Source organism: Pontibacter ruber (assembly GCF_023630205.1).
Lineage (GTDB): Bacteria > Bacteroidota > Bacteroidia > Cytophagales > Hymenobacteraceae > Pontibacter > Pontibacter ruber.
Genome location: NZ_JALPRR010000004.1, coordinates 77,476 through 104,157, shown reverse-complemented (window position 1 = coordinate 104,157; position 26,682 = coordinate 77,476). Strand labels below are relative to the sequence as shown.

At 50.9% G+C, this 26,682-nt stretch carries 22 protein-coding genes; 17 read left to right on the top strand and 5 right to left on the bottom strand.

Going from position 1 to position 26,682, the window contains the following annotated elements:
- The first annotated feature begins 3 nt into the window (after nucleotides 1-3).
- The 3 genes from nuoH (at nucleotide 4) to MJ611_RS17060 (ending at nucleotide 2,159) form a co-directional block, all read left to right on the top strand.
- On the top strand, nucleotides 4-1,059 hold the full coding sequence (gene nuoH, locus MJ611_RS17070; RefSeq protein WP_250431570.1) for an NADH-quinone oxidoreductase subunit NuoH: 1,056 nt from the start codon (nucleotides 4-6) through the stop codon (nucleotides 1,057-1,059).
- A gap of 70 nt (nucleotides 1,060-1,129) precedes the next feature.
- Nucleotides 1,130-1,639 (top strand): NuoI/complex I 23 kDa subunit family protein, encoded by a 510-nt coding sequence (locus MJ611_RS17065; RefSeq protein WP_250431568.1) that lies wholly within the window; start codon nucleotides 1,130-1,132, stop codon nucleotides 1,637-1,639.
- 4 nt (nucleotides 1,640-1,643) lie between these two features.
- On the top strand, nucleotides 1,644-2,159 hold the full coding sequence (locus tag MJ611_RS17060) for an NADH-quinone oxidoreductase subunit J family protein (RefSeq protein WP_250431567.1): 516 nt from the start codon (nucleotides 1,644-1,646) through the stop codon (nucleotides 2,157-2,159).
- A gap of 56 nt (nucleotides 2,160-2,215) precedes the next feature.
- Here the strand turns inward: MJ611_RS17060 and MJ611_RS17055 are convergent, their stop codons facing one another.
- Complete coding sequence (locus tag MJ611_RS17055) at nucleotides 2,216-3,160, bottom strand: DUF6929 family protein (RefSeq protein WP_250431565.1); 945 nt, start codon at nucleotides 3,158-3,160, stop codon at nucleotides 2,216-2,218.
- Between the two features lie 434 nt (nucleotides 3,161-3,594).
- Here MJ611_RS17055 and nuoK point away from each other — a divergent pair, with 434 nt between their 5' ends.
- From nuoK to MJ611_RS17035, 4 genes are read left to right on the top strand one after another with little or no spacing between them, the layout of a single operon-like run.
- A complete protein-coding gene (nuoK, locus tag MJ611_RS17050) occupies nucleotides 3,595-3,924 on the top strand; it encodes an NADH-quinone oxidoreductase subunit NuoK (protein ID WP_250431563.1) in 330 nt (109 codons plus the stop codon).
- Nucleotides 3,925-3,969: 45 nt separating this feature from the next.
- Nucleotides 3,970-5,931 carry an NADH-quinone oxidoreductase subunit L gene (gene nuoL / locus MJ611_RS17045; protein WP_250431561.1) on the top strand — a complete coding sequence of 654 codons (1,962 nt, stop codon included), beginning with the start codon at nucleotides 3,970-3,972 and terminating at the stop codon, nucleotides 5,929-5,931.
- A gap of 12 nt (nucleotides 5,932-5,943) precedes the next feature.
- Nucleotides 5,944-7,410, top strand: coding sequence for a complex I subunit 4 family protein (locus tag MJ611_RS17040; RefSeq protein WP_250431559.1), 1,467 nt, complete (start codon nucleotides 5,944-5,946; stop codon nucleotides 7,408-7,410).
- A 39-nt stretch (nucleotides 7,411-7,449) separates the two neighbouring features.
- Complete coding sequence (locus MJ611_RS17035) at nucleotides 7,450-8,832, top strand: NADH-quinone oxidoreductase subunit N (protein WP_250431558.1); 1,383 nt, start codon at nucleotides 7,450-7,452, stop codon at nucleotides 8,830-8,832.
- 147 nt (nucleotides 8,833-8,979) lie between these two features.
- Here the strand turns inward: MJ611_RS17035 and aspS are convergent, their stop codons facing one another.
- Nucleotides 8,980-10,728, bottom strand: a complete 1,749-nt coding sequence (gene aspS / locus MJ611_RS17030; protein WP_250431556.1) for an aspartate--tRNA ligase — start codon at nucleotides 10,726-10,728, stop codon at nucleotides 8,980-8,982.
- Between the two features lie 177 nt (nucleotides 10,729-10,905).
- Here aspS and MJ611_RS17025 point away from each other — a divergent pair, with 177 nt between their 5' ends.
- Together MJ611_RS17025 and MJ611_RS17020 are read left to right on the top strand one after the other, a co-directional pair.
- A complete protein-coding gene (locus MJ611_RS17025; RefSeq protein ID WP_250431553.1) occupies nucleotides 10,906-11,817 on the top strand; it encodes an aspartyl protease family protein in 912 nt (303 codons plus the stop codon).
- A 111-nt stretch (nucleotides 11,818-11,928) separates the two neighbouring features.
- The gene (locus MJ611_RS17020) at nucleotides 11,929-13,557 is read left to right on the top strand and encodes a glycosyltransferase family 39 protein (protein WP_250431551.1); all 1,629 of its coding nucleotides are present in this window, start codon (nucleotides 11,929-11,931) and stop codon (nucleotides 13,555-13,557) included.
- Between the two features lie 5 nt (nucleotides 13,558-13,562).
- Here MJ611_RS17020 and MJ611_RS17015 read toward each other — a convergent pair whose 3' ends face one another.
- Complete coding sequence (locus MJ611_RS17015) at nucleotides 13,563-14,042, bottom strand: GtrA family protein (RefSeq protein ID WP_250431549.1); 480 nt, start codon at nucleotides 14,040-14,042, stop codon at nucleotides 13,563-13,565.
- 173 nt (nucleotides 14,043-14,215) lie between these two features.
- Between MJ611_RS17015 and MJ611_RS17010 the strand changes: the two genes are divergently transcribed.
- Both MJ611_RS17010 and MJ611_RS17005 read left to right on the top strand, forming a co-directional pair.
- Nucleotides 14,216-15,127 carry an ABC transporter ATP-binding protein gene (locus MJ611_RS17010; protein ID WP_250431548.1) on the top strand — a complete coding sequence of 304 codons (912 nt, stop codon included), beginning with the start codon at nucleotides 14,216-14,218 and terminating at the stop codon, nucleotides 15,125-15,127.
- 56 nt (nucleotides 15,128-15,183) lie between these two features.
- Nucleotides 15,184-18,816: an ABC transporter permease/M1 family aminopeptidase gene (locus tag MJ611_RS17005; protein WP_250431546.1), complete on the top strand. Its 3,633-nt coding sequence runs from the start codon at nucleotides 15,184-15,186 to the stop codon at nucleotides 18,814-18,816.
- A 138-nt stretch (nucleotides 18,817-18,954) separates the two neighbouring features.
- Here MJ611_RS17005 and MJ611_RS17000 read toward each other — a convergent pair whose 3' ends face one another.
- The gene (locus tag MJ611_RS17000; RefSeq protein WP_250431544.1) at nucleotides 18,955-19,398 is read right to left on the bottom strand and encodes a hypothetical protein; all 444 of its coding nucleotides are present in this window, start codon (nucleotides 19,396-19,398) and stop codon (nucleotides 18,955-18,957) included.
- Between the two features lie 238 nt (nucleotides 19,399-19,636).
- On the opposite strand from MJ611_RS17000, the gene MJ611_RS16995 reads away from it, so the two are divergent.
- The 3 genes from MJ611_RS16995 to MJ611_RS16985 all read left to right on the top strand — a co-directional run bounded on the left by MJ611_RS16995 (nucleotide 19,637) and on the right by MJ611_RS16985 (nucleotide 21,470).
- Entirely contained in the window at nucleotides 19,637-20,185 is a 549-nt protein-coding gene (locus tag MJ611_RS16995; protein ID WP_250431543.1) for a hypothetical protein, read from the top strand.
- A gap of 140 nt (nucleotides 20,186-20,325) precedes the next feature.
- Nucleotides 20,326-20,775 carry a nucleoside deaminase gene (locus MJ611_RS16990; protein ID WP_250431541.1) on the top strand — a complete coding sequence of 150 codons (450 nt, stop codon included), beginning with the start codon at nucleotides 20,326-20,328 and terminating at the stop codon, nucleotides 20,773-20,775.
- A gap of 86 nt (nucleotides 20,776-20,861) precedes the next feature.
- On the top strand, nucleotides 20,862-21,470 hold the full coding sequence (locus tag MJ611_RS16985) for a superoxide dismutase (RefSeq protein ID WP_250431539.1): 609 nt from the start codon (nucleotides 20,862-20,864) through the stop codon (nucleotides 21,468-21,470).
- Between the two features lie 167 nt (nucleotides 21,471-21,637).
- Here MJ611_RS16985 and MJ611_RS16980 read toward each other — a convergent pair whose 3' ends face one another.
- Entirely contained in the window at nucleotides 21,638-23,845 is a 2,208-nt protein-coding gene (locus MJ611_RS16980; protein ID WP_250431537.1) for a protein-disulfide reductase DsbD family protein, read from the bottom strand.
- A gap of 563 nt (nucleotides 23,846-24,408) precedes the next feature.
- On the opposite strand from MJ611_RS16980, the gene MJ611_RS16975 reads away from it, so the two are divergent.
- The 3 genes from MJ611_RS16975 to MJ611_RS16965 all read left to right on the top strand — a co-directional run bounded on the left by MJ611_RS16975 (nucleotide 24,409) and on the right by MJ611_RS16965 (nucleotide 26,682).
- Nucleotides 24,409-24,720, top strand: a complete 312-nt coding sequence (locus MJ611_RS16975; protein ID WP_250431535.1) for a hypothetical protein — start codon at nucleotides 24,409-24,411, stop codon at nucleotides 24,718-24,720.
- A gap of 188 nt (nucleotides 24,721-24,908) precedes the next feature.
- Nucleotides 24,909-26,240: a hemolysin family protein gene (locus tag MJ611_RS16970; protein ID WP_250431533.1), complete on the top strand. Its 1,332-nt coding sequence runs from the start codon at nucleotides 24,909-24,911 to the stop codon at nucleotides 26,238-26,240.
- Entirely contained in the window at nucleotides 26,227-26,682 is a 456-nt protein-coding gene (locus MJ611_RS16965) for a hemerythrin domain-containing protein (RefSeq protein WP_250431531.1), read from the top strand. Before MJ611_RS16970 ends, MJ611_RS16965 begins: the two co-directional genes overlap by 14 nt.

Here is a 26,682-nt window from a genome sequence, read left to right as displayed (position 1 = left end):
TTTATGGAGTCTGTAGACCTTATATACAAAGCAATTTACATCCTGGTTATCTTCGGTATAACGCTGCTGATTGCCACGTACAGTACTTACTTTGAGCGTAAAATTGCCGCTTTCATCCAGGACCGTGTCGGCCCGAACCGCGCTGGCCCGCTTGGTTTGCTGCAACCCCTTGCTGATGCCGGTAAACTGTTCTTTAAAGAGGATTTTATACCTGCCAAATCGAATAAGGCGCTGTTTATCATAGGCCCGGGTATTGCGATGCTTGTTGCCACCATGTCGAGCGCTGTAATTCCGTTCGGAGACAGCCTTATCATTGGCGGGCACGAGATCTTCCTGCAGGCCATTGAGGTAAACATCGGGGTGCTGTATGTGTTTGGTGTGGTATCGCTGGGTGTATACGGTCTGATGATTGGTGGCTGGGCATCCAATAACAAGTTCTCCCTGCTGGGCGCCATCCGTGCGGCATCGCAGAACATCAGCTACGAACTGGCCATGGGCCTTTCGCTTATTGCGATTCTTATGATGACCGGTACCCTGTCCTTAAGAGAAATAGCCGAGCAGCAGCAGGGCTTTAACTGGAATATCTGGTACCAGCCACTGGGCTTCATCATTTTCCTGGTGTGTGCCTTTGCTGAGACGAACCGTACGCCGTTCGACTTACCTGAATCGGAAGCCGAACTCATCGGTGGCTACCACACGGAGTATGGCTCTATGAAACTGGGCATGTACCTGTTTGCCGAGTACATCAACATCTTTGTGGCGTCAGCTGTAATGGCTACGCTATACTTTGGCGCTTACAACTTCCCGTTCATGGAAAACCTGCGCTCTGCTATCAGCGATCCGGTACTGGCCAATAACGTGGTAACGCTTGTTGGTGTAGGCGTGATGTTTGCCAAGATCTTCTTGTTTATCTTCTTCTTCATGTGGGTTCGCTGGACGCTTCCGCGCTTCCGTTACGATCAACTGATGAAGCTGGGCTGGCAGATCCTGATCCCGCTTGCGATCCTGAACATTATGCTGACAGGTGGCGGTATTCTGCTGAAAGAGTATTTATTTTAACCTATAGTACCAAAAGTTGAATGCTAACATACAGCCCCGTGTTGTAAACAGTATTCATAATGGATAAGAAATGGAACCACTAACCAATAGAAGTAAGAAACTGGAAAAAAAGGAGATGACGTTCGCTGAACGTGCCTATCTGCCTGCCATTGCTCAGGGTCTTGGTATTACATTAAAACACTTCTTCAAGAAAAAAGCTACGATCCAGTATCCGGAGCAAACACGCCAGCGAAGCGATGTATGGCGCGGTCTGCACGTACTGAAGCGTGACGAGGAAGGTCGTGAGCGTTGCACTGCCTGTGGTTTGTGCGCGGTAGCCTGCCCTGCCGAGGCCATTACGATGGTGGCCGGTGAGCGCAAAGCCGGAGAAGAGCATCTGTACAGAGAAGAGAAGTATGCCGTTACCTACGAGGTGAACATGCTGCGCTGCATCTTCTGCGGACTGTGTGAGGAGGCCTGCCCGAAAGCTGCCATCTTCCTGCAGGACGATAAAATTGCGCCGGCACGTTACGAGCGCGATGAATTCATCTACGGCAAAGACCGCCTGGTTGAGCCGCTTAAAACCACTGAAACAAAATAATCTGATGGAGAGCCTGTTTTTCTTTCTAGCTTCGCTTACACTGCTTTGCGCCCTGATGGTAGTAATATCCAAAAACCCGGTGCACAGCGTGATTTTCCTGATCATTACGTTCTTTACCATATCGGGCCACTACATTTTGCTGAACGCACAGTTCCTGGCAGCCGTGAACATCATTGTATACGCAGGCGCTATCATGGTACTGTTCCTGTTCGTGATCATGTTCCTGAACCAAGGCAAAGATTCGTCTGCAGAAGTAAAAACATCTACCTTAAGTAAAATAGCAGGCGCTGTTGCCGGGGGGTTACTGTTTGTAGTGATGATCGCGGCATTAAAAGATGCAACCGTGGCAACCTACGACCCTGAAAGCTTCAATTCACAGATCGGTATGGTGGAGAACCTAGGCATGGTCCTGTTCCGCGATTACCTGCTGCCATTTGAGTTGGCTTCGGTACTGTTCCTGACTGCGATGGTGGGCGCTGTAATGCTGGGCAAAAAAGAAACAGGCGAAACACACTTCTAAGAATTTATACCTTATAAAAGCAAAAGGCCGGAGCTATAAACTCCGGCCTTTTGCTTTTATAAGGCTGCCTCTATTTCCAGCAGTTCCGAATGCCCCTTGTCATCATCCGTCACGACAAGTATTTTATACTTCCCCTGCTGCTCAGAACCTTTTACCACCAGCGATTCGGCCTTACCCAAGTATGTTTTGTCTTCCTTATCCTTTATAATCGCGGCAGGCAACGTGAAAGGTTTTGCAGGATCTGTAGCCTTGGGCAGGGAGCTAAGCGGAAAGGCACCGACAAAGCTGCCTAACACCTCGCCATCGTCAATGGCATTGGTAGTGCTCTCAACAGAAGCCGTAAAAAAGAGCTTATCTTCGAACAGGTAGGCACCGGAGAAACCTGCCTGGTATTGCTCCAGTTCAGGTAGCTTAAAGAAGTATAAATCGGGTGCAGGTGCCTCCTTCCCTTCCAGTAGAAAAGAAGCAAAAGGGTCCGTATCGTAACGCAGCAGCACATTAAAGCCTTTGCCGGTGGCGCGGTGCAGCAGGAAAACATGCCCGTCTCCAATGGCCATTCCTTCAATGTTCAGCACATCCTCTCCTACTACTTCCTTCCGGTCCTGCAGGTGCTTGTACAAGGGTGTTAGATCCACTTTCCGGATCTGAGGCTTGGCTGCAGATTGAACAGGCAACTGCACCAGATAGGCCGTATGGCGCGGCTTGCTCGACCCGGAACCGAGCATCAGCAGGTACTTGTTGCCGTTGAATTCGATAGAAGCCATACTTTCCAGGTCCGGCTTCTTGCTTTTCGGGATGCGGCCAGACTCCAGTCCGGAAGTATCGAACAGAGCAATTTTACCTGTTTGCTTGAACTGCTCATCCAGTTGGTAGAGGTAAGGCGAATCATCCCCAAGTATAAATACGGTCCCGTCCTCCTGCTCCATTGCAGATGCAGAAGGCAGGCGCTCATAGGTGATCTTCCGTTGAATGATTGCGCTGGCAGTTGTTGTATCTCTCATATCAGTGTTTGCTTTGGAAAGAGGAACCTCAGAGGTATTGGACTGGCAGGAGGAGCACAGGAGCAAAATAAACCCCAACAAGCCAATAAAATAATGCATACGAGCCATAGGTGCATAAAACGATGTTGCAGTTCAGCTATACGCAAGTAGCAGGCGCAGTGTCAGGTACTGTAAGTATAAATCATATACTACAATTGCAACTACAAGAAAGTCAAAGCATAACGCTTCGCAAAGCGCGCTTAAAAGTATAAATTATGCAAGGGTAAATACAAAGTATAAAAGCAGGCTGCGGGTTGTACCGCTATATAACGCGCTGCTTGCCTCCATAAGGTAAGAAGAATGGAAATATGTTATGGATTTATAAAAAATGAGGATAACTTTGCGTGCTCATTTTGGACTATAAATTAACCAGTAATACGTTCAGCCCACTGCAGATGAACCAGATACCTGAGGTTATCAGAACCATTCCTTTAGATTATTACCTATACTTCAGCACTGCCTTATTTGTGATAGGTATAGTTGGTGTTCTTACCAGACGCAATGCCATTATCATTTTTATGTGCGTCGAACTGATGCTCAATGCAGTAAACCTGCTGCTGGCAGCCTTCTCGGCTTACCGTTCTGACCCGAGCGGTCAGGTGTTCGTGTTCTTCATTATGGCCGTTGCTGCCGCCGAAGTATGCGTTGGCCTGGCCATTATCGTGATGATCTACCGTAACATCCGGTCTACTGACGTGCAGTTGCTCAATTACCTGAAGTGGTAATAACCTTATTTATACCTACAGTAGCTTAATTAAACCATACGCTAAATGCAAGACATAGTAATGCCCAGCAACAACCAGGATATGGCACTGCTGAGTTTGCTCATTCCGCTCCTGCCCTTCTTAGGATTCCTTGTGAACGGGCTAGGCAACCGTAACATAGCCAAAGGTTTGGTAGGACTGATCGGCAGCGCTACCGTACTTGGCTCGTTCCTGATCTCGGTTTACCTGTTCCTGGATTTCACCGCCAACGGCAGCAAGCCTTACCTGGTAGACTTCTACAACTGGATCTCGGTTGGAAATCTGCAGATCGGCTTCTCGTTTATGATCGATCAGCTGACGCTGCTGATGATGCTGATGGTAACCGGTATCGGTTTCCTGATCCACATTTATTCGGCAGGCTACATGAGCCACGACGAGAACGTAGGCAAGTTCTTCGCTTACCTGAACTTGTTTCTTTTCTCGATGTTGCTGCTCGTGATGGGCTCCAACTACGTGATGATGTTCGTAGGCTGGGAAGGCGTGGGTCTTTGCTCGTACCTGCTGATCGGCTTCTGGAACAAGAACACCAACTATAACAATGCCGCCAAGAAAGCCTTCGTAATGAACCGTATCGGTGACCTGGGCTTCTTGTTGGGCATTTTCCTGATCTTCCTGACCTTCGGTAGCGTGAGCTATCCGCAGGTGTTTGCAGAGGCTGCCCGCTATACTGGCGGCGTAGACTCCGGCGTGATCATCGCCATTACCCTGCTGCTGTTTGTAGGTGCGATGGGTAAGAGTGCCCAGATTCCGTTGTTTACCTGGCTTCCGGATGCAATGGCGGGTCCTACACCGGTATCTGCCCTGATCCACGCGGCAACCATGGTGACCGCCGGTATTTACATGGTGCTGCGCTCAAACGTGCTGTTTGTACTTGCTCCGACAACCTTAGAAGTTATCGCTGTTATCGGTCTGGTTACGGCGCTGGTGGCAGCGACCATTGGCCTGGCGCAAAACGATATTAAAAAGGTACTGGCTTATTCTACCGTATCGCAGCTGGGCTTTATGTTCCTGGCGCTGGGTGTGATGGCCTTTTCTTCTTCCATCTTCCACGTACTGACGCACGCGTTCTTCAAGGCACTGCTGTTCCTGGGTGCGGGTTCTGTGATTCACGCCATGAGCAACGAGCAGGATATCCGCAGCATGGGTGGCCTGCGCAAATGGCTGCCGATCACGTTCATTACCTTCCTGATCGGCACACTGGCTATTTCGGGTATACCTCCGTTTGCCGGTTTCTTCTCGAAAGACGAATTGCTGGCACACGTATACGAGCACAACAAAGTAATGTGGGTAGGCGGTTTGCTGGCTTCTTTCATGACGGCTTTCTACATGTTTCGCCTGTTGTTCCTGACGTTCTTCGGAACGTTCAGAGGCACTGAAGAGCAGCGCCACCACCTGCACGAGTCCCCGAAGTCGATGACCATTGCGCTGATCGTGCTGGCTGTACTTTCCACTGTAGGTGGTTTCCTGGGTCTGCCGGCTGTTTTCAGTGAGACGCATACTTTGGGCAACTTCCTGTCGCCGATCTATGATTTTGCCAGAATAGCCAATGCACCGGCACTGGAACCTGCCCACATCGACCACGCCACCGAATACCTGCTGATGGGCATTTCGGTAGCGGTAGCCGTGGTAGCCATCTTCATTGCCTATGTCATGTATGTGAAGAAGAACACAGTGCCTGCCGCAGAAGGCGAGCGCCTGTCTCCAATTCACAACCTGATCTACAACAAGTACTACATCGACGAGCTGTACAATGCCATCATTGTGCGTCCGCTGATGTGGCTGTCAGGCACCCTGTACCGCTTCTTCGACGTGGTGGTAGTAGACGGTATCGTGAATGGCTTCGGCAAACTGGTAATGGTGAGCGGCCGCACGCTGCGCTACGCGCAGAGCGGGGCTATTGGTTTCTATGTGCTGATCATGGTATTCAGCATCGCTCTGATTCTATTTTTAAACTTCTTTATCGGATAAGCTTCTCAGAAGATGATTACAGCTCTTATACTTTTCTGGCCTGCCTTAGCCGCCCTGTTGGTGCTGCTGCTGAAAGGACAAAGCGCCAAGAAAGTGGCTTTTGTAGCGGCGCTCGTTGAGTTTGCCCTTGCCTTGTATGCCACCGCCGGCTTTACGAACGAGACCGTTGCGCCTCAGTTTGCCCTGAACATTCCGTGGGTAGAGAGTGCCGGTATCAGCTTTAGTATCGGTATGGATGGCATCAGCCTCCTGATGGTGCTCCTGACGACGTTCCTGGTTCCGCTTATCGTGCTTTCTTCTTTTAAGCATGACTACAAAAACCCGAATGCTTTTTACGCACTGATCCTGTTCATGCAGACAGGCCTGATCGGTGTGTTTGTGGCGCTGGATGCTTTCCTGTTCTACTTCTTCTGGGAAGTGGCACTTATTCCGATCTACTTTATCGCTGCTATCTGGGGTGGTGAGAACCGCATCAAGGTTACCTTCAAGTTCTTTGTATACACCATCTTCGGCTCGCTGTTCATGCTGGCTGCTTTTGTGTACCTATACTTTCAGACGGCAGGCACAGGTGTTTCGGCACACTCTTCCTCTGTAAACGCTTTCTACCAGCTGGCACTAGACTCAGGCACACAAAGCTGGATATTCTGGTTCCTGTTCCTAGCCTTTGCTATTAAAATGCCGGTGTTCCCGTTCCATACCTGGCAGCCGGACACCTATACTGAGTCGCCAACACAGGCTACGATGTTGCTGTCTGGTATCATGCTGAAAATGGGTATTTATGGCGTGCTGCGCTGGTTGCTGCCGGTGGTGCCACTGGGCGTAAGCCAGTGGGTTGACCTGGTGCTTGTGCTTTCTATCATCGGTGTAGTATACGGCTCTATCATCGCGATCCGTCAGCACGATCTGAAGCGCCTGATCGCTTATTCTTCCATTGCACACGTTGGCCTGATCTCAGCGGGTATTTTTACCTTGAACGAGCAGGGCCTGCAGGGTGGTGTGATACAGATGCTGAGCCACGGGGTTAACGTAGTAGGCCTGTTCTTCATCATTGACATTATCTACCGCCGCACGAATACAAGAGAGATCACAAGCCTGGGAGGTATCACGCAGAATGCGAAGGCTCTTTCTATCTTCTTCATGATCCTGTTACTAGGCTCTGTAGCGCTTCCGCTGACCAACGGCTTCGTGGGTGAATTCCTGCTGCTGTCCGGCGTGTTCCAGTACAACTACATTTTCGGTGCAGTAGCCGGCCTGACCATCATCCTGGCAGCAGTATACATGCTGCGCATGTTCCAGGGCGTGATGTTTGGCACCAAGTCTGCAAAAACGGAAGGCTTTACCGACCTTACCTTAACCGAGAAGGCGGTGCTGATACCGCTGGTGATCATGGTATTCTGGATCGGTTTGTTCCCGAACACCTTCCTGGAAATCTCGGAACCAGCAGTGGGTAACCTGCTGAACATCATTCAAAGAAGATAACCGGGCAAAGATTAAGAAACGATTATTTAAAACGACGACATGACTTCGATTATACTTCTAGCCGGATTCGGGATCATAAACCTCTTTGTAGGTTTCCTGAAGTCTAACAGGATACTGTTGCCGCTGGCGCTGCTTTTCCTGGCGGTAGTGTTCGGCGTGAACATGCTTAGCTGGAACGATACCCAGAGCTACTTCAACAACATGCTCACCATCGACAACTATGCGGTGGCATTTACGGGCATCATGGTGCTTTCAACGTTGCTGATTCTGCCATTTTCGCAGCGTTATGTAGAGGCAAACGATCAGAACCTGGCAGAATATTACGCCATGCTGCTGTTCTCGCTGGTAGGCGCCGTAATGATGGTAAGCTTCGAGAACGTGATCATGCTGTTTGTGGGCATCGAGATACTTTCTATCAGCATGTACGTACTGGCGGGCAGCGACAAAAAGAGCATACGCTCCAACGAGGCGGCCCTGAAGTATTTCCTGATGGGCTCTTTCTTCACGGGTATCCTGTTGTTCGGCATTGTGTTGGTGTACGGTGCTACAGGCACATTCAACATCTCGGAGATCAGCGCGGCACAAACCGACGCCGACGGCCTGCAGAACACTATGTTTACCATGGGCCTGCTGATCATGATCATCGGTATCTCCTTTAAAATTTCAGCGGCTCCTTTCCACTTCTGGACACCGGACGTGTACGAGGGAACACCTACGCTCTTCACTTCCTTTATGTCAACGGTGGTGAAAATTGCCGGTGTGGCAGCTTTCTACAAGCTGATGGTAGCAGGCTTTGCGGCTTCTTACGCGGTATGGTTCCCTACGCTGATAGCAATTACGGTGCTGACGCTGGTAGTAGGCAATATCGGTGCTGTGGTGCAGCACAACGTAAAGCGTATGCTGGCTTACTCAAGCATATCGCATGCAGGTTACCTGCTGATGTCGCTGATCGCCTTCAACGAGCGTTCTGACGCTTCGATCTTCTTCTACTCGCTAGCTTATGCTACGGCTACCATTGCTGCTTTCGGCGTACTGCAGCTGGTAACAGTGCAGCGTGGCGAAGAGTCGTTCCAGGGCTTTAACGGTCTGGGCAAGACAAATCCGCTGCTGGCTTTCGCCATGACCATCTCCATGCTTTCACTGGCAGGCATACCACTTACAGCCGGCTTCTTTGCCAAGTTCTTTGTTTTCGCCTCTATTCTGGAAAATGCGGATCTGATGTGGCTGGTGGTACTCGCTGTGATCCTGGCATCGGTTGGTATCTACTACTACTTTAAAGTAGTGATTGCCATGTACCTGCAGCCAGCAGGCGACTACGGCAGAGTAAAAGTAACCGGTTTTGTTTCTTTTGTTCTGATCTTTATCACAGTGCTGACCATCCTGTTTGGTATAGCTCCTGCCCTGATGAGCGATATCTTGTAAAAAAGTATAAATTCTTAAAAAGGCTGCCCCACAAAGGCAGCCTTTTTAGTTTACAAGCCATCATCCCGAACATTTAAGTATAAAGTATAAAAAGAGCCTGCCGCTGGTCATCAGCGGCAGGCTCTTTTTATACTTTATACTTCAGTTCTAGTGCCTCATACGGATGTGCAGTTCATCCAACTGTGCATTCGAGATAGGTGAAGGAGCATCGATCATCACATCGCGGCCGGAATTGTTTTTAGGGAAGGCAATGTAATCGCGGATAGACTCGGAACCACCAAACAACGAGCAAAGCCTGTCGAAACCGAAAGCAATACCACCGTGCGGAGGAGCGCCATACTCGAAAGCATTGAGCAGGAAGCCGAACTGTGCATAAGCCTCGTCACGGGAGAAGCCAAGCGTCTTGAACATCTGCTCCTGCAACCTGCGGTCGTGGATACGGATGGAACCGCCCCCTACTTCCACACCATTGATCACCATGTCGTAGGCGTTGGCGCGGATCTCGCCAGGACGGTCGTCAAGCAATTCAAGATCTTCCGGCTTTGGCGAAGTGAACGGATGGTGCATGGCATGGTAACGCTGCGTGTCTTCGTCCCACTCCAGCAGCGGGAAATCCACCACCCAAAGCGGAGCAAACACATCCTTGTCGCGCAGGCCAAGCTGCTTGCCCATTTCCAGGCGCAGTTCGTTCAGCGCTTTGCGTGTTTTGTCTCTTCCTCCTGCCAGTACCAGCAACAGGTCTCCCGGCCGGGCATCGAAAGCCGCCGCCCAGGCAACCAGGTCTTCCGGCGAATAAAACTTATCTACCGACGACTTTATACTTCCGTCTTCGTTCACGCGGGCATATACTAGCCCTGTGGCACCAATCTGCGGACGCTTCACAAAGTCAGTCAGCTCGTCGAGTTGCTTGCGGGTATAGCCGGCGGCTCCACGGGCATTGATACCCACTACCAGTTCAGCCTCATCAAACACTTTAAAGCCTTTGCCTTTTACCACATGGTTGAGCTCTACAAAACGCATGTCGAAACGGATGTCCGGCTTGTCAGAACCATAGAAGCGCATGGCGTCGGCATAGGTCATGCGCGGCAGCGGCCCCATGTGGATGCCTTTCACTTTCTCGAACAGGTAACGGATCAGGCCTTCGAACGTGTGCAGGATATCTTCCTGAGTTACAAAGGAAAGCTCGCAGTCGATCTGGGTAAATTCCGGCTGACGGTCGGCACGAAGGTCCTCGTCGCGGAAGCATTTCACGATCTGGTAATACTTATCGAAACCCGATACCATCAGCAGCTGCTTGAAAGTTTGCGGCGACTGTGGCAAGGCGTAGAACTCACCTGGGTTCATGCGCGAAGGCACCACAAAGTCGCGGGCACCCTCCGGCGTAGACTTGATCAGGACAGGTGTTTCTACCTCGATAAAGTAATGGTGATCCAGGTAGTTGCGCACCTCGCGCATCATGCGGTGGCGCAGCTCCAGGTTATGGCGCACCGGGGCACGGCGCAGGTCCAGGTAACGGTACTTCATGCGCAGGTCATCACCGCCGTCGGTTTCATCTTCGATCAGGAAAGGAGGCAGCTTGGCCTCGTTAAGCACTTCCAGTTTACCAACACGTACTTCGATATCGCCGGTAGGCATGCGGTCGTTCTTGGACTCACGCTCGATCACGCGTCCGATGGCTTTGATCACATACTCGCGGCCAAGGCTGCGGGCCTGCGCCAACACCTGTGGCAGCGAAATGCTTTCGTCAAATGCCAGCTGCGTTATGCCATAACGGTCGCGCAGGTCAATCCAGAGCATACCGCCCTTGTCGCGCAGGCGCTGTACCCAGCCAGTCAGGATAACTTCTTCGCCTACATTGTCAATTCGTAGTTCACCACAAGTATGAGTTCGGAGCATATTGATATCGATATATTAGATGAGCAAAAGTAAGAATTGTTTTGCAAGGTTACATCGAAAAAACAAAGCCAACCTACACCCGGTTGTACTAAAAGTAAACCAAATAGGACCCGTTGCTCGTTATTTGTTACGTGTTGCCTGCTGTGTATATAGTTACGAATAGATAGGTTAGTTAGGATGAAGATAGCAATAGCAATGATTTTGGTGGCAATAAGCCTGCTGACGGTTCTTACGATCGGGCTTGTTCCGGAGCCGGAGACGGAGCCGAAGAATGCTGTGTTGCCCGAAAAGATACAGATGCCTTTTGAGCTGAAAGGGGGTTTGATCTTTGTGAAAGTGGCGGTGAACGGCAAGCCTGCAGATTTTATACTTGACACCGGGGCACCGTACCTGGTGCTGAGCAAACGCCTGAGCGCCAAAGCCACCGACACTCTGGAAGGCAAAGGCATCTCCGGGACTATGCAGGTACAGCGCGTGGTGGTGCCCTCGCTGGAGTTTGGCAGCATACGCCTGTCCGATGCACCGGCTATTTCCATGGACATGGCGCACCTGGAGAAACTGACCAAACGCCCGATAGACGGCCTGATCGGCTACAGCACCCTAAAGGATTATGAGCTGCTGCTGGATTACCAGAAAAAAACGCTGAGCTTGTTTAAAACAGGAGCCTCTTCCTATCACACCACCATACAACCTGTAGAAGAAATGCGGTTTGAATTGCAGGCGCACATTCCGGTAGTGGAGGCAACCATTGGCAAGCAAACTTTATACTTTGGGCTGGACACAGGCGCAGAAGCAAACCTGCTGGATGTGGCAAGCACTGCCCGTATTAGTGCCTCAGATTACAAAAAAGGCAAAGCCAACCACATTACCGGGGCCAGCCAGGGGCAGGTAGCCGTGCAGGATGCTTACATGAAAGCCACCCACGTAAACGGCCATACTTACCCGGACATGCACTTTGTGTTTTCCGATATTTCGCACCTGAACCAAGGCTATGGCTTGCGAATAGACGGGTTGCTGGGCTATCCGTTCCTGAGCGCCCGCAAGATCTCGGTTAATTACCCGAAGCAGAAAATATACTTCTGGAATTAAAATTCAGTCTTTCCTCTCCTTTCCCAAAAGTATGGCGTAACACCTAAATGCCCTTTCCTTTCCTCCTTCACCCTTTCCCGGAACCGATGTAAAACAGAATTTGCATACGCTATGCAACAGCCATTTTACGTGCAGCAGCAAAATCAAAGAAGGCAGGAGGCAAATAGCCTGTCCACGGAGCCGTCGCTTATACCGTTGCCGCTGATACTGGCCATTGCCTTGGCCATACGCCTGCTGGCCGTGTTCTTCTCCAAAGGCTATGCTTTTCACGATGACCATTTTGATGTGATCACCATTGCGCAAAACTGGGTGTATGGCTTGCCTTACTGGCTTAACACCGAAATGCCTCCGCGTCATAGTATGTTTTACACGGGCATTCATTACGCGTTGCTTTACGCCATGCAGGCCGCAGGCATCCAAAGTCCGGATACTAAGATGATGCTCATTCGTTTGCTGCACGGCTTTTACTCGCTCCTGGTCGTGTACTTTGGCTATAAAATAACCGATCTGCTCTCGAACAGGACCAATGCACGCTTGGTGGGCCTTATGCTGGCATTGTTGTGGTTTATGCCCTTTATGAGCGTGCGTAACCTGGTGGAGATGGTGTGCATACCGCCTTACCTGGCCGCGTTTTACCTGCTCCTGAAGTATGACCGGCAAGCAGAAAGAAAACCGGCTAGCTGGTTGTTGCCTGGAGCTTTGTTTGCTCTTGCGTTTGTGTTCCGTTATCACACGCTGTTGTTTGCGGCAGGAGCTGGCTTGGTGCTGCTCTACCGTCAGCAGTGGCGGCAAATGGGCTGGTTTAGCCTTGGGTTTATACTTGTCGCTTTTGCTATTCAGGGCACCATTGACATCCTCTTTTTCGATTACCCTTTCCATTCGGTAGTAACCTACTTCTTTTACAACACCGAACATGCCTACAACTTCAGCACCGGGCCGGTTTACCGCTTTCTGCTGACGGTGCTGGGCTTCCTGGTGCCTCCGGTTAGTATTTTCCTGCTGATGGGGTATGTCCGCACCCAACGGCAGGCTCCAATGCTATTCTGGGGTGGGCTGCTGTTTTTTGTAGTACACTCGCTGTTTCCCAACAAGCAGGAACGGTTCATTTTTCCGTTGCTGCCGCTGCTAGTGGTGCTGGGTGTGGTGGGTTGGCAACCGTTTGTGCAGCAGTCGAAGTTCTGGTTGCAGCACCGGCGCTGGCTGGCCTACAGCTGGCGCTTCTTCTGGGCCGTTAACCTGATGGCGGCCATTGGCCTGAGCCTGACCTACTCCAAGAAAAGCCGTATTGCGCCGCTGGTATACTTGTCGGAGAAACAGGGGCTACAAGCAGTATTGCTGGAGGGAGGGGAAAAGGGCGTACGCCAGCCTCCCCTGTTTTACCTGGGCCAGATGAGCGCAACATACGAAGAGTTCCAAAAAGATAAATACAGGGCGTGGGCCAAGTATAAAACAGGCACCCCGTTGCCGGATGATTTCGTGATGGTGTATACCTTGGATAGCCGAAAACCAGTATCGCAGCAGCAGCAGGAAATAGCCGCCATGCAGCGCCAGCCTGGTTACGTAGTGATGACGGGCAACGATCAGCAAACGGAGCGCCTCCAGCGCCTGCGCCAGCTATACCCTACCCTGTCGTATGAGACAACCATCTCTCCTTCGCTTTACGATCAATTGCTTACCTACCTCAACCCGCGCGTGCATAAAAATGAAGAGGTACGCATCTACCGGATCGGGAAAAAGTAAGGTGCTTATACTTTGAACGTGAACAGGTAATTGGCAGCAAAATTCCAGAACATAACCAGTGCAACAGCCGCAAGTTTGGAAGGATAGAACCTGGCACCCAGTCGATCGTGCAGGAAGTATACCAACAGGTTATTCAGTCCCAGCCCTACTACCGATACCAGTATAAATTTCAGGTACTGCTCCAGTATCTGCGGGTTAGTACTGTGGAAGGTCCAGAGGCGGTTGAGGATGTAGTTACTGGTACAGGCAAAAATAAAGCCCAGGCTGTTGGCTACATACTTGTTCCAGTGCAGGCGCTCTTTCGCCATAAAAGTAATCCCAAAATCCACCACGATGCCGCTTAGCCCCACTAGGCCAAACTTCAGGAATTTTATACTTAGGCTGCCCCATTTTTCCGGCATAGTGAAAGATATCATGCTGCTTTCGTTTCTGATCAACGGAACACCACGGTTGGTATGACTCGTGAGCTTTCTGTTTTCTCCCATGCAACCATTGCCACGGTTTTAGACTCTCCTGAATATAGCTATACTTTGATGTTATGCCTACACCATACGCATTAGTCGAGAAAAGAGCGGGGTTAGTATAGTTTATTTTGAATGGTTTATTGGATTTATTTACTTCCACAGTCTCAATCTCTCAAGCCTAAACCACTAACGCCATGGAACTTGTCATTCAGAACCTCTCCAAGACCTATCCGAACGGAACACAGGCGCTTAAAAACATCAACCTGACCATCCCGACCGGTATGTTTGGGCTGTTGGGGCCGAATGGCGCCGGTAAATCATCGCTGATGCGTACCATTGCCACACTGCAGGAGGCCGACAGCGGCAGCATCATGCTCGGCAACCTGGATGTGCTGCGCCAGAAAGAGGAAATGCGCAAGGTACTTGGCTACCTGCCACAGGAGTTTGGCGTGTACCCGAAAGTATCGGCAGAGGAAATGCTGGATCATTTTGCGGTACTGAAAGGTATCAGCAACTCCAGGGAAAGAAAAGAGATCGTGACGGCGCTGCTGCAGCAAACCAACCTGTACGACGTGCGCAAGAAGAACCTGGGCGGTTACTCCGGTGGTATGAAGCAGCGTTTTGGCATTGCGCAGGCACTACTGGGCAACCCGAAGATCATTATTGTAGATGAACCAACCGCCGGCCTGGACCCAGCCGAGCGCAACCGCTTCCATAACCTGCTGAGCGAGATCGGCGAGAACATCATTGTTATACTCTCCACACACATTGTAGAAGACGTAACCGACCTCTGCCGCAATTTCGCCATCATCAACAAGGGAGAAGTGCTCCTGACAGGCGATCCGCTGCACGTGATCGACAACCTGCGCGGCCGCATCTGGCGCAAGTTCATCGACAAACACGAACTGGTGGAGCATCAGCTGCAGTACGAGGTGATCTCCTCACGCCTTTTCGCGGGCAAAACCATCATCCACGTGCTCAGCGATGTGCAGCCAAACCCTGATTTCGACATCGTAACACCAGACCTGGAAGATGTATACTTCAGCAGGATACACGAGGCAGCACAGCGGGAAAAAGAAGAACAGAAAGAACTGGTAGTGAATTAGAAGTTGGCTTGGTAACCATTTCTAATCAATAAACTCTATTTCATACTTAAGATTCCATGTTCAAAGAGATATTTCTGTTCGAGTTAAAATACCGGATGAAACGCCCGGCAACTTATATATACTTTGGTATTCTGTTCCTGATGGCGTTTATGGCGATGCTGGCCATTGGCGGGGCTTTCGGCGCCGGCGTGATCATTGGGGATGCCAGCGGTGGCAAAGTATACGCCAATTCCCCTTACCAGATCAACTGGATCGTGACGCTGCTCAGCTGGTTTGGCGTGCTGATCACCTGTTCGATGATGGGTACCCCGATCTTCCGGGATTTTGAGCACAAAACGCACTCGCTCTACTACACCACGCCTATTTCCAAGGCTGGCTACCTGTTTGGCCGCTTTGCCGGTTCTTTCCTGATCACACTGTTTGTATTTACGGGTGTGGCCCTGGGCGCCATGGTAGCGAGTTTTATGCCCTGGATGGAAGCTGAAAAAGTAGGGCCGTTCAACCTGATGTGGTACGTACAGCCTTACCTGTCCATCATCATCCCGAACCTGCTGCTGACCGGTGCCATCTTCTTTACTTTGGCCACGCTCACCCGCAGCGCGCTTTCCATTTACGTAGGCGGTGTGATCTTTTTGGTGCTTTACGGCGTTTCCAGCACCCTTACCGGCGATCTGGACAACGAAACGCTGACCAACCTGCTCGACCCGCTGGGGGCCTCGGCTATTTACTACACCCAACGCTACTGGACCACCGCCGAGCGTAACACGCTCATGCTGCCTTTCAGCGAATATGTGATCCTGAACCGCGCGCTCTGGCTAAGTATAGGCCTGGCATTGCTGGCGTTCTGCTATTTCCGTTTCAGTTTTTCGTTTGCCAACCAGGGGCTTACGCTTTTCCGACGCAGACCGGGTGCCGAGGCGGCCGGTGCCTTCGTGCCCACCGAGCGCCTGCAGTTGCCACGCGTAAGCCAGCATTTCTCGTTTAACCTCAGCCTGAGCCAATATTTCAAACTGACCAAGCTAGAGTTTAAGGGCGTGGTAAAGAGCGTCTACTTTGTGGCTATTACAGTGGCAGGCGTTATCTTCCTGTTTGTGTCCGGCTCGCAGATCGGCAAAATGTACGACACCAACTTCTTCCCGGTAACCTCGGAAGTAGTACAGATCCTGAGCGGCACGTTTGCGCTGTTCTTCCTCATCATCATTACCTTCTATGCCGGCGAACTGGTATGGCGCGAGCGCGACAACCGCATTAACCAAATCTACGACGCGCTGCCGATTCCGAACTGGGTACCCTTTGCTTCCAAGCTAACAGCGCTGATGGGCGTGCAGGTGGTGCTGCTTTTTGTGATCATGGTGTGCGGCGTTATCATCCAGACCTTTAAAGGCTACTACAACTATGAGTTCGATGTGTATGCCAAGGGCTTGTTCGGCATTCAGCTGATCGACTACCTGCTGCTGTGCGTGCTGGCCATGCTGGTGCAGGTGATCGTGAATAACAAGTACATCGGCCACTTTGTGATGGTGGTTTATTATCTGCTCAACATCTTCAAAGGGCAGCTGGGTTGGGAGCACAACCTCTATTCTTTCACTTCTGACCCGGGCATTACGTACTCGGCCATGAACGGCTACGGGCACTTTGTGTGGCCGTTCACCATCTTTAAAGTATACTGGGGCGCCTTTGCCTTGCTGCTGGCTATACTTGCAAACATGCTGTGGGCGCGCGGCTCCGAAACCATGCTCAAATGGCGCTTCAAGCTGGCCAGCCTGCAACTTACCCGTTCTACGCTGTTTGTTACGGCCGCAGCACTGGCAGTTTTCCTCATCACGGGTAGCTTCATTTTCTACAACACAAACATCCTGAACAAGTACGAAACCTCCAAGGAGCGCGAGAAACGTATGGCGGCATTCGAGAAGGAGTATAAAAAGTATGACGGCATTCCGCAGCCGCGCATTACCGACGTGAAGCTGGATGTAGACATTTATCCGGAGGAGCGGGTATTTGCTTTTAAAGGGTACTTCTGGCTGAAGAACAAGCATACACAGCCGATTGACTCGGTGCACCTGATGATCTCGGATGAGGCTGAGATACGGAAACTACAGTTTACCAAACCAGCCAGACTGGTGTTGGAAGACAAAGACAACAGCTACTACATCTACCAGCTGACGCAACCGCTGCAGCCCGGCGACTCGATGCAGCTGAACATGGACCTGAACTTTGCCACCAAGGGCTTCCGCAACAAAGGCTCCAATACCGGCATTGTGTACAACGGCACGTTCATCAACAGCCAGTACCTGCCTAAAATCGGCTACCAGTCCACGATCGAGCTGAGCGAAGACGATGTGCGCAAAGAGCACGGGCTGGCACCAAAGCCGCGCATGGCCAATGTGAACGACTCCGTAGCTCGCCAAAATACCTACATCAGCAGCGAAGCCGACTGGATCAATTTTGAAGCCACCGTCAGTACCACGCCAAACCAGATTGCCATTGCACCCGGCTACCTGCAGCGTGAGTGGACGAAAGACGGCCGCCGGTACTTCCACTACAAAATGGACGCGCCGATCCTTAACTTCTACTCCTTCCTATCAGCCGATTACCAGGTGAAGAAAGACACGTGGAAGGGCAAAGACGGTAAAGACGTAGCCATTGAGATCTACTACCACAAAGGCCACGACTACAACCTCGACCGCATGATCAAGTCTGTGAAGAAGTCGCTGGATTACTTTACTGCTAACTTCAGCCCGTACCAGCACCGGCAGGTGCGCATACTGGAGTTCCCGGGTTATTCTTCTTTCGCGCAGGCCTTCCCGAACACCATTCCGTTCTCGGAGTCAATCGGTTTTATTGCCGACGTGGATGACAAGAACCCGGAAGACATTGACTATCCATTTTATGTAACGGCCCACGAAGTGGCGCACCAGTGGTGGGCGCACCAGGTAATCGGCGGCGATGTGCAGGGTTCGGTGCTGATGTCGGAAACCATGAGCCAGTATAGCGCCCTGATGGTGATGAAACACATGTATGGCGCCGACAAAATGAACAAATTCCTCAAGTATGAGTTGAACTCGTACCTGCTGGGCCGCACCACGGAACGCAAGAAAGAAATGCCGCTTTACAAAGTAGAAAACCAGCCTTACATCCACTACCGCAAAGGCAGCCTGGTGATGTACGCCCTGGCAGACTACATCGGCGAAGACAAATTGAACCACGCGTTGCAGCAGTACATCAGCAAAGTTGCTTTCCAAAAAGCGCCATATACCAATTCAGTCGAGTTTATGCAGTATATTCGCGGCGCAACACCGGATTCGCTGCAGTACCTGGTATCAGACATGTTTGAGAACATCACGCTCTACGAAAACAAGGTAGCGGACGCCTCTTACAAAAAGCTGCCGGATGGCAAGTATAAAGTTACCCTGACAGTCGATGCAAAGAAGCTGTATGCCGACAGCCTTGGCACGGAATCTGTGGCAAAACTGAACGACTGGGTAGATGTTGGTGTGCTGGCCCGAAAGAAAGTGGACGGCCACTGGCAGGACAAGCCGTTGTACCTGAAAAAGCATAAGCTAAAGTCGGGGCAAAATAAGTTTGAGTTTATAGTAGACGAGGAGCCTGCCAAAGCCGGCGTGGACCCTTACAACATACTGATTGACCGTAACCCAACGGACAATACAAAGACATTGTCGGCAAGCTGAGGCCCCGGCAATACATAGGCATTCTTGTTTAAGGTGAGATGTAAGTAAGTTGCCTAACGCGCCAAAAACACAAAGTGACGTTAGATGAGAAGCCATACCTGCTGGGTATGGCTTCTTTTTTTACTTATGGTTAGTCTCTTATTTAAACATACCGCCTAGTTTGTCGCCCAGGCCGCCGGGTAGTTTACCGCCAAGGCCGCCAAGCATGCCCATCAGGTCAGACTGCGATGTCTCACCAGAGCTTACCTTACCGGATAATTTGCCCATGATAAACTGGATCACATAAGGGCCAACCTGGCTGGCAACACCGGCTGGTATACCCAGTTTTATAGAAAGGTCATGCACGTAATTGTTGATTATCCCACCTACTGCCGGGTGGCTACCTGCTGTGGACGGGCCGCCTTTCAGCATGTTCATAATACCGCCGATATCCCCACCGGCAGCTTGTTGTTTCAGGCCTGTCTCTACATTTTCTTTTGCCAGGTCCACCGATTGGTTGGCCTGCGTGGGGTTCAGATTGAACTTGCTTTGCAGTTCGCCGGTAAGCTGGCCCTTTACACTGTTGATGATGTTTTCTAACATAGTTTATACTTTAAGATGGATTATAGAGGTCTTAACTACTATACGGCACTCTTTTGTACCAATTCATGTTGCTACTTATGATACCTGCTCAGTAGCAGCTGATTCTATACTATAACCATACTATACGAATTTACTTTTAGCCACCGTTAAGCCTTTTGGCAAAGAAATTGCTCCGGGGCAGGTAACAGCCTCTTTTATGAACAATTATTTATAGCTTTGCCTACCGAAACAAATGAACATGCGATTCTTAGCCCTTTTAGCAATTATTTTAGTGGCAGGTGCGGCCTTTGCCACACCAAAGCTTAAGAAATTCCAGATTACCAAGGAGATTACGGTGTCGCTGCCGAAAGACTTTACACCAATGCCGGACGATGGCATTGCCCGGGAATATCCGGCTACCACCCGCCCGGTTGCTGTGTATACCAGCCCCAACGGCCAGATCGACTTCAGCGTGACTAAAAAGAAAACGCCTTTTAAGGCACAGGACCTGCCGATGCTGCGCGAGTTTTACAAGGCAAACCTGCTGGAGAAATTCACGAAAGTTGATTTTATCCGCCAGGAAGTAACGCAGGTAAAAGGCAAAGACTTTATCGTGTTTGAGTTTGTGTCGGTGCTGGCCGATGAGCGCAGAGCCAGCCATCTGGCCCCGGTGCAGAAGTACAGCATCATCCAGTATACTATCCAGAACAACGAGCTGCTGATCTTTACCCTCCACGTGCCGTTTGCCATGAAGAACGACTGGCAGGACGCCGCCCGCCAGGTAATGAGTTCAGTGGCCATCAAATAGAAGAACAACGTATAGCGTTGCTGTTACAGGCCTCTCCTTGCCGGAGAGGCTTTTTTTATACTTCCGTACAGAAGTCTGCCAGGTAAGGCGTTATAAGGATGCATACCTTGCAGCTTCGTTTATACTTTATAATCTGAAACATGGAATTCTTATCTCTCTATAGTGACGAGTACTTTATGCAGGAGGCATACCGCCAAGCACAATATGCATTTGAGGAAGGCGAAATACCGATAGGTGCAGTCGTTGTGAGTAATAACCGCATCATTGCCAAAGCTTACAACCAGACAGAGAAACTGCAGGATGTAACCGCCCATGCAGAAATGCTGGCGCTTACGGCCGCCGCCGAGTACCTGGGCAACAAATACCTGCACGACTGCACCATGTATGTAACCGTAGAGCCCTGCATCATGTGTGCCGGTGCCAGCTACTGGGCGCAACTGAAACGCGTGGTTTTCGGAGCACCGGAGCCCAAGCGCGGCTACAGGCGCGTAGGCAATCTGCTGCACCCTAAGACCGAAATGGTGAGCGGCGTACTGGCCCAGGAGTGCGCCGAGCTGATGGCCTCTTTCTTTGCCTCTAAAAGAAATTAACTATATTTGAAACTAAGTTTTCAAAGGCATACGTACACCTAAGCATTGTACTTATGCTATTTTCCACATATAAAACATATAAAACTATGGCTTTCGAACTACCGAAACTTCCTTATGCCTACGATGCACTGGAGCCGCACATCGACGCGCGCACCATGGAAATCCACCATACCAAACACCACCAGGCGTATACCGACAACCTGAACAAAGCGATTGCCGGTACTGAGTTGGAGAACATGAGCATCGAAGAGATCTTTAAAAGCTTCAGCGGCGATAACAAAGCTGTTCGTAACAACGGCGGCGGATACTACAACCACAACCTGTTCTGGGAGATCATGTCGCCTAACGGTGGCGGACAGCCTACAGGCGAACTGGCAGATGCGATCAACGCTACGTTCGGTTCTTTCGACCAGTTCAAGGAGAAGTTCAACACGGCTGCTGCGACGCGCTTTGGCTCCGGCTGGGCCTGGCTTTGCGTGGCGAACGGTAACCTGGAAATCTGCTCTACGCCTAACCAGGACAACCCGCTGATGCCTTTTGCGGAAGGCTGCGCCGGTACTCCAATCCTGGGGCTGGACGTGTGGGAGCACGCATATTACCTGCACTACCAGAACCGTCGCCCGGACTACATCAACGCATTCTGGAACGTGATCAACTGGGACGAAGTAACACGCCGCTACAACGCAGCGCGATAAGGTATACTTTATACTTTAGAAAAAGCCCCATCGGAAACGGTGGGGCTTTTTGTTTTTCCGGCAGACCAGTCGATCTGCTATACCTGAGGTGTCTTATCTTCTAAAGTATAAATCCCTGCCGCAGCGCTCAGCTACAGCAGGGATTTATACTTTATACTTGATTTAACTTACTTCTGCGCCACCGGCTGCTTAGCTTTATAAGCGGCCACGCCGGCATCCAGGAACTTCACGAAGTTATTAACATTCAGGTCGTAGGCGATGGGTTTTACCAGCACGTTCTCGTTCTCGTCCATCAGCACGTAATAAGGCTGGGCATTTACGTTAAACTTGCTGATCTGGTAGTCAGCGTATTTCTTGCCCAGCGTTTTCTTCTCTTTACCATCGTATTCGGAAGTATACCACTCGCTCTCCGGCAGTTCAGATTTGTCATCCACATACAAGGCAGCGATCACGTAGTTCTCGCGCAGGCGCTTCAGCACTTCCGGGTCCGACCACACATTGGCTTCCATTTCGCGGCAGTTCACGCAGCCGTGGCCGGTAAAGTCGATAAAGATCGGCTTGCCCTGCTCCTTGGCACAGCGCTTGGCCTGCTCCAGGTCGAAGTAGCCTTGCAGTCCATGCGGCAGGTGCAGGAAATCGGCATACTTGGGCTGCTCGCACAGTTGGTTGGTAGCAGCAGTGGCCGTTGCGCCTCCTCCGGCATTCTGGCGGATGATGTTGTTCAGATCAAAGTCGTGGGTAGATTGCGGCGGCAGGTAACCCGACAAGGCTTTGAGCGGCGCGCCGAACAAACCCGGGATCAGGTAAACCACGAAGGCAAACGTAGCAATGGCCAGGAAAATACGCGGCACACTGATGTACGGCAGATCCGAGTCGTGCGCGAACCTGAGTTTGCCCAGCAGGTAGAAGCCCATCAGCGTGAAGATCACGATCCAGAGCGCCAGGTACACGTCGCGGTCGAGAATGCCCCAGTGGTATACCTGGTCGGCTACGCTCAGGAATTTAAGCGCCAGTGCCAGCTCTATAAAGCCCAGCACCACCTTCACCGAGTTCAGCCAGCCACCTGATCTAGGCAGTGTGCTCAGCCACGAAGGGAACACAGCAAACAGCGTGAACGGTAGGGCAAAAGCCAACGAGAAGCCAAACATACCCACGATCGGGCGCACGGTTTCGCCACCGGCAGAGGCTACGAGTATACTTCCTACAATCGGGCCGGTGCAGGAGAAAGATACCAGCGCCAGCGTAAAGGCCATGAAGAACACCCCGATCCAGCCGCCGCGGTCTGCCTGCGAATCTACTTTGGTAAGCCATGAGCTCGGCAGCGTTATCTCAAACATCCCGAAAAAGGACATGGCAAACACCAGGAAAATCACGAAGAACAGCACGTTCGGCAGCCAGTGCGTGCTGATAAAGTTAGCTCCGTCGGCACCAAAAAGACGCGCCACAATGGTTCCGATCAAAGTATAAATGGCGATGATGGACAAGCCGTAAACAAGTGCTTTCAGGATACCCTGCGCCCGGCTGCCGCCGCTGTTGGTAAAAAAGCTTACCGTCATGGGCACCATCGGGAACACACAGGGCGTCAGCAGGGCCACCAGACCGGAACCAAAAGCCACCAGCATAAAGGCCCAAAGTCCGCCATCGCCCTGAGCTGTATTCTCATCGGCAGGTATGGCAGGTGTTACAACTCCCTCGTCAGTAGTAGCTACCGTAGCAGCTGTATCTGTATTCGTATCTGTGGCCGAGGCGGAAGCTGTTGTATCCTGAGGCAGCAGTGGCTGCGTTGGAGTTGCTCCTAGGGTAGACGGTGTGTTGCCTGTAGCTTGTTGCTGCGGTGCTTGCGTAGCGGCCTCTGCAGGAGGAGTTGCAGCACCCGAGCCGGCTGTTACCTGTATCTGGGCGTTGCTGAAGGTAAACTCGTCATCAAACGGGATACATTTGCCGTCGATGTCGGTGCATACCTGGTACTCGTAGGAGCCTTTTACCTGCAGGGTAGGCTGCAGTACTTTTATTTTCTGCCTGAACTGCGCCGTACCAACAAAGTAAGTATACTCGCCGCCCCAGAGGTCATCGTACTTCTTTTTAGGTTTGATGGGCTTTATTTTTCCCACCAGTTCGTACGACGGATGTTTGGCAAACTTGAACTCCGTTACCATCGGGCCCAGCTCCGGGTCAAAGTCAGAGGAGTACAGGTACCAGTCTTTGTCGATGCGTACGTTAAAGATAAGCTCTACCTCCTCGCCAACTGCTACCTCTTTTTTAGAGACATCGTAGCTCCAGGTGGCCGGCTTCAGTACCTGTGCATGCGCCGTTACTGCCACAACAAAGAGCAGCAGCGTAAGCAGCATGTGCTTTATACTTGTGTTTCTTATCATAAAGAATACTTGTTTATACTTATCGCTGTTCTGGCTGAGCATCCGGCAAAGGTGATTTTTGCAAAAGGTACCCGCATGGCATTGTTCCGGAGGCTCCGCAAAGAACACTACAAAAGTATGGATTTTTACCTGAACCATCTGCCTCAACCGCACCTGCTTGTCAGGCCTATAGACAAACAACCACTTCAACTCCTCCAAAGTACATTCGCCTCCTCTATAAAACGACTTAACCCATACTTTCGGCATAACAGGAGCCAGGCTTTCACTATTAAAAAGAGTCCTGCTGCAGGAATCGTTCCTTTGCAGCTTGCCTGCCGGCTGGCGTACAGGGCTAAAGTCTTTTCTTTCCTGCTACTTTAAGCCCCAGAGCCCCTCACAACTATACTTACGCTTACCACAGCAGCTTTTAAGCCATTGATAATCAAAACTCATACTTTCACCCACCAAATGTGGCTATTCGCCAACATAGGATGTATTTTTTAGGCAAATCTGGAATCTTAAAGCGCTGCTTTGTGTATATTTACTACAGATTTAGTCTTAAAAAAACTTTATATAATACATATATGCTTAACGGGTTAGATACACAGGGAAGCGTGGCACTGAAGACGGAGTGTGGCAAGGAGTTTGGCAACACGTTTAGGGCTATGAAGCTGGTCAGAGACGAGCAGCACCGATTCCATGTTGTTTACAAGACCTTTACAGACGAGTACATTTATTCTTTTTGTGATCCTTTCCTGGACACTTTTTCAGTTAACACATACAAACTGATCTCTGAGAACGAGGCCAAGGAGATTTTCCTGAACCGTCTTTCTCAGGAGAATGCCCGCGAGTTGTTTAACACCGCCGAGGCGTCCGTTGTCCGTATGCACTCCTGAATACTGGAAAGTGTCCGATATGAAAAGGTGCCTTCGGGCACCTTTTCTTTTATGCGGGTATACAAATGCGGAATGGTTTGCAGCGCTGCTCTCCGGCCTATTTTGGTTATATTAGCATACACTTGTAGTAAAAGCACGTATTTTATTTAATTTTACAGTTAACAACGCGCTTTCTGCTGATATAAACTATGATCTTAGACATATTCCTGACCATATTTCTTGTAGCCCTGAACGGCTTTTTCGTTGCGGCTGAGTTCGCAATTGTTAAGGTGCGGGCATCGCAGATAGAATTGCGGGCACAAACAGGCAATGCAATGGCTAAGATCGCGCAGCACATGGTAAGCCACCTGGATGCCTATCTTTCGGCTACTCAGCTGGGTATTACGCTGGCGTCACTTGGTCTGGGTTGGATCGGCGAGAGCGTTGTATCCCAGATCATCATCAACACCATGCACGCCTTTGGGTTTGAGGCAAGCCCGGAACTAGCTCACCAGATTGCGCTGCCAATTGCCTTCGCCCTGATCACGGTGCTGCACATCGTTTTTGGTGAACTTGCCCCTAAGTCGCTGGCCATACAGCGCCCGGAATCTACCACGCTGGCAGTTGCCGTGCCGCTTCGCTTCTTCTATTTTATTTTCCGACCGTTTATCTGGCTCCTTAACGGGTTCTCTAACTTTATACTTCGCCGCATTGGCATCCGCCCGATGCACGGCACCGAAGTACACAGCGCCGAGGAGCTGCGCCTGCTGTTCGAGCAAAGCGCCGAAGGAGGCGTGATACAGGACTCGCAGCACGAGCTGATCGAGAATGTTTTCCACTTCAGCGAGCGTATGGTAAAACAGATCCTGGTGCCCCGCACAAAAATGGTCGCCATTGATGTAAATATTCCGGAACAGGAGCTGATGGAGATCATCTTTAACGAGGGTTACTCCAGGCTACCGGTTTACAACGGCTCGATCGACAATATTGTAGGCGTGCTGTACGTGAAGGATATTCTAAGCCTGATGCGCCTCGGTGAGTCCATTATCATTGAGAAGCTGATGCGCCCTGCCTACTTTGTGCCGGAAACCAAAAAGATCAACCGTTTGCTGCGTCAGTTCCAGCGGCGCCACATGCACATGGCCATTGCCACCGATGAGTTTGGCGGCGTGTCGGGTATTGTGACCATAGAAGACATTATCGAGGAACTGGTTGGCGAGATACAGGACGAGTATGATGAGGAAGTACCGCTCGTGGAGTTGGTGCGCGACTACGAGTATAAAGTAAACGCTTCGGCTACGATCTCCGACGCCAACGATTTCCTGCCATACCCGTTGCCGGAAGGCGAAGACTACGAAACGGTTGGCGGATTGATCAACCTGATCTACGGCCAGATACCGGAAGACATCAGCGATTCTGCCCAGTTTAACGAGTATGAAGTAAAGGTGCTTGAGAAATCGCAGCGTAAGGTTGAGTCGGTGCTGTTCCGGGTGCGTGATGAGTTCCAGGAGTCAGACCAGCAGGTACATGAAACGGCATGATAGCCTGGCACCGGTATCGCGGCAGCACCACAGCGGCCTGCTGACGGCCCGGCTGCTACAAGCCGATGCCCCGGCCTACAAAGGCATGCCCACCACACCAGCCGGCAAACGCGATTATGCAGTAAATTTCCTGGAAGAACACCTGAGACCGCATTTCCGGCTGGAAGAGGAAACCGTGTTTATACTTGCGCGGCAGGTATCGGAAGAATTAAGAAAGCAGGCTGACCAACTGGAGGCGGAGCACCGCCAACTGGAGCAGCTTATACTTACCTTGCCAGAGGCTTCAGAAATTATACTTCCGGAAAAGTTGCACGAGACCGGTAAACTGCTGGAACAGCACATCCGCACCGAAGAGCGCATCTTTTTTGAGCTGCTGCAGCAGGAAGTTCCGGAAGAGAAATTACAGGTGCTGCAGCAACAGGTGCGGCAACACCTGCACTAA

What these genes read in the sequence shown, in the direction of transcription:
- nuoH (WP_250431570.1), top strand. Translation starts at nt 4, where the DNA reads ATGGAGTCTGTAGACCTTATATACAAAGCAATTTACATCCTGGTTATC.
- MJ611_RS17065 (WP_250431568.1), top strand. Translation starts at nt 1,130, where the DNA reads ATGGAACCACTAACCAATAGAAGTAAGAAACTGGAAAAAAAGGAGATG.
- MJ611_RS17060 (WP_250431567.1), top strand. Translation starts at nt 1,644, where the DNA reads ATGGAGAGCCTGTTTTTCTTTCTAGCTTCGCTTACACTGCTTTGCGCC.
- MJ611_RS17055 (WP_250431565.1), bottom strand. Translation starts at nt 3,160, where the DNA reads ATGAGAGATACAACAACTGCCAGCGCAATCATTCAACGGAAGATCACC.
- nuoK (WP_250431563.1), top strand. Translation starts at nt 3,595, where the DNA reads ATGAACCAGATACCTGAGGTTATCAGAACCATTCCTTTAGATTATTAC.
- nuoL (WP_250431561.1), top strand. Translation starts at nt 3,970, where the DNA reads ATGCAAGACATAGTAATGCCCAGCAACAACCAGGATATGGCACTGCTG.
- MJ611_RS17040 (WP_250431559.1), top strand. Translation starts at nt 5,944, where the DNA reads ATGATTACAGCTCTTATACTTTTCTGGCCTGCCTTAGCCGCCCTGTTG.
- MJ611_RS17035 (WP_250431558.1), top strand. Translation starts at nt 7,450, where the DNA reads ATGACTTCGATTATACTTCTAGCCGGATTCGGGATCATAAACCTCTTT.
- aspS (WP_250431556.1), bottom strand. Translation starts at nt 10,728, where the DNA reads ATGCTCCGAACTCATACTTGTGGTGAACTACGAATTGACAATGTAGGC.
- MJ611_RS17025 (WP_250431553.1), top strand. Translation starts at nt 10,906, where the DNA reads ATGAAGATAGCAATAGCAATGATTTTGGTGGCAATAAGCCTGCTGACG.
- MJ611_RS17020 (WP_250431551.1), top strand. Translation starts at nt 11,929, where the DNA reads ATGCAACAGCCATTTTACGTGCAGCAGCAAAATCAAAGAAGGCAGGAG.
- MJ611_RS17015 (WP_250431549.1), bottom strand. Translation starts at nt 14,042, where the DNA reads ATGGGAGAAAACAGAAAGCTCACGAGTCATACCAACCGTGGTGTTCCG.
- MJ611_RS17010 (WP_250431548.1), top strand. Translation starts at nt 14,216, where the DNA reads ATGGAACTTGTCATTCAGAACCTCTCCAAGACCTATCCGAACGGAACA.
- MJ611_RS17005 (WP_250431546.1), top strand. Translation starts at nt 15,184, where the DNA reads ATGTTCAAAGAGATATTTCTGTTCGAGTTAAAATACCGGATGAAACGC.
- MJ611_RS17000 (WP_250431544.1), bottom strand. Translation starts at nt 19,398, where the DNA reads ATGTTAGAAAACATCATCAACAGTGTAAAGGGCCAGCTTACCGGCGAA.
- MJ611_RS16995 (WP_250431543.1), top strand. Translation starts at nt 19,637, where the DNA reads ATGCGATTCTTAGCCCTTTTAGCAATTATTTTAGTGGCAGGTGCGGCC.
- MJ611_RS16990 (WP_250431541.1), top strand. Translation starts at nt 20,326, where the DNA reads ATGGAATTCTTATCTCTCTATAGTGACGAGTACTTTATGCAGGAGGCA.
- MJ611_RS16985 (WP_250431539.1), top strand. Translation starts at nt 20,862, where the DNA reads ATGGCTTTCGAACTACCGAAACTTCCTTATGCCTACGATGCACTGGAG.
- MJ611_RS16980 (WP_250431537.1), bottom strand. Translation starts at nt 23,845, where the DNA reads ATGATAAGAAACACAAGTATAAAGCACATGCTGCTTACGCTGCTGCTC.
- MJ611_RS16975 (WP_250431535.1), top strand. Translation starts at nt 24,409, where the DNA reads ATGCTTAACGGGTTAGATACACAGGGAAGCGTGGCACTGAAGACGGAG.
- MJ611_RS16970 (WP_250431533.1), top strand. Translation starts at nt 24,909, where the DNA reads ATGATCTTAGACATATTCCTGACCATATTTCTTGTAGCCCTGAACGGC.
- MJ611_RS16965 (WP_250431531.1), top strand. Translation starts at nt 26,227, where the DNA reads ATGAAACGGCATGATAGCCTGGCACCGGTATCGCGGCAGCACCACAGC.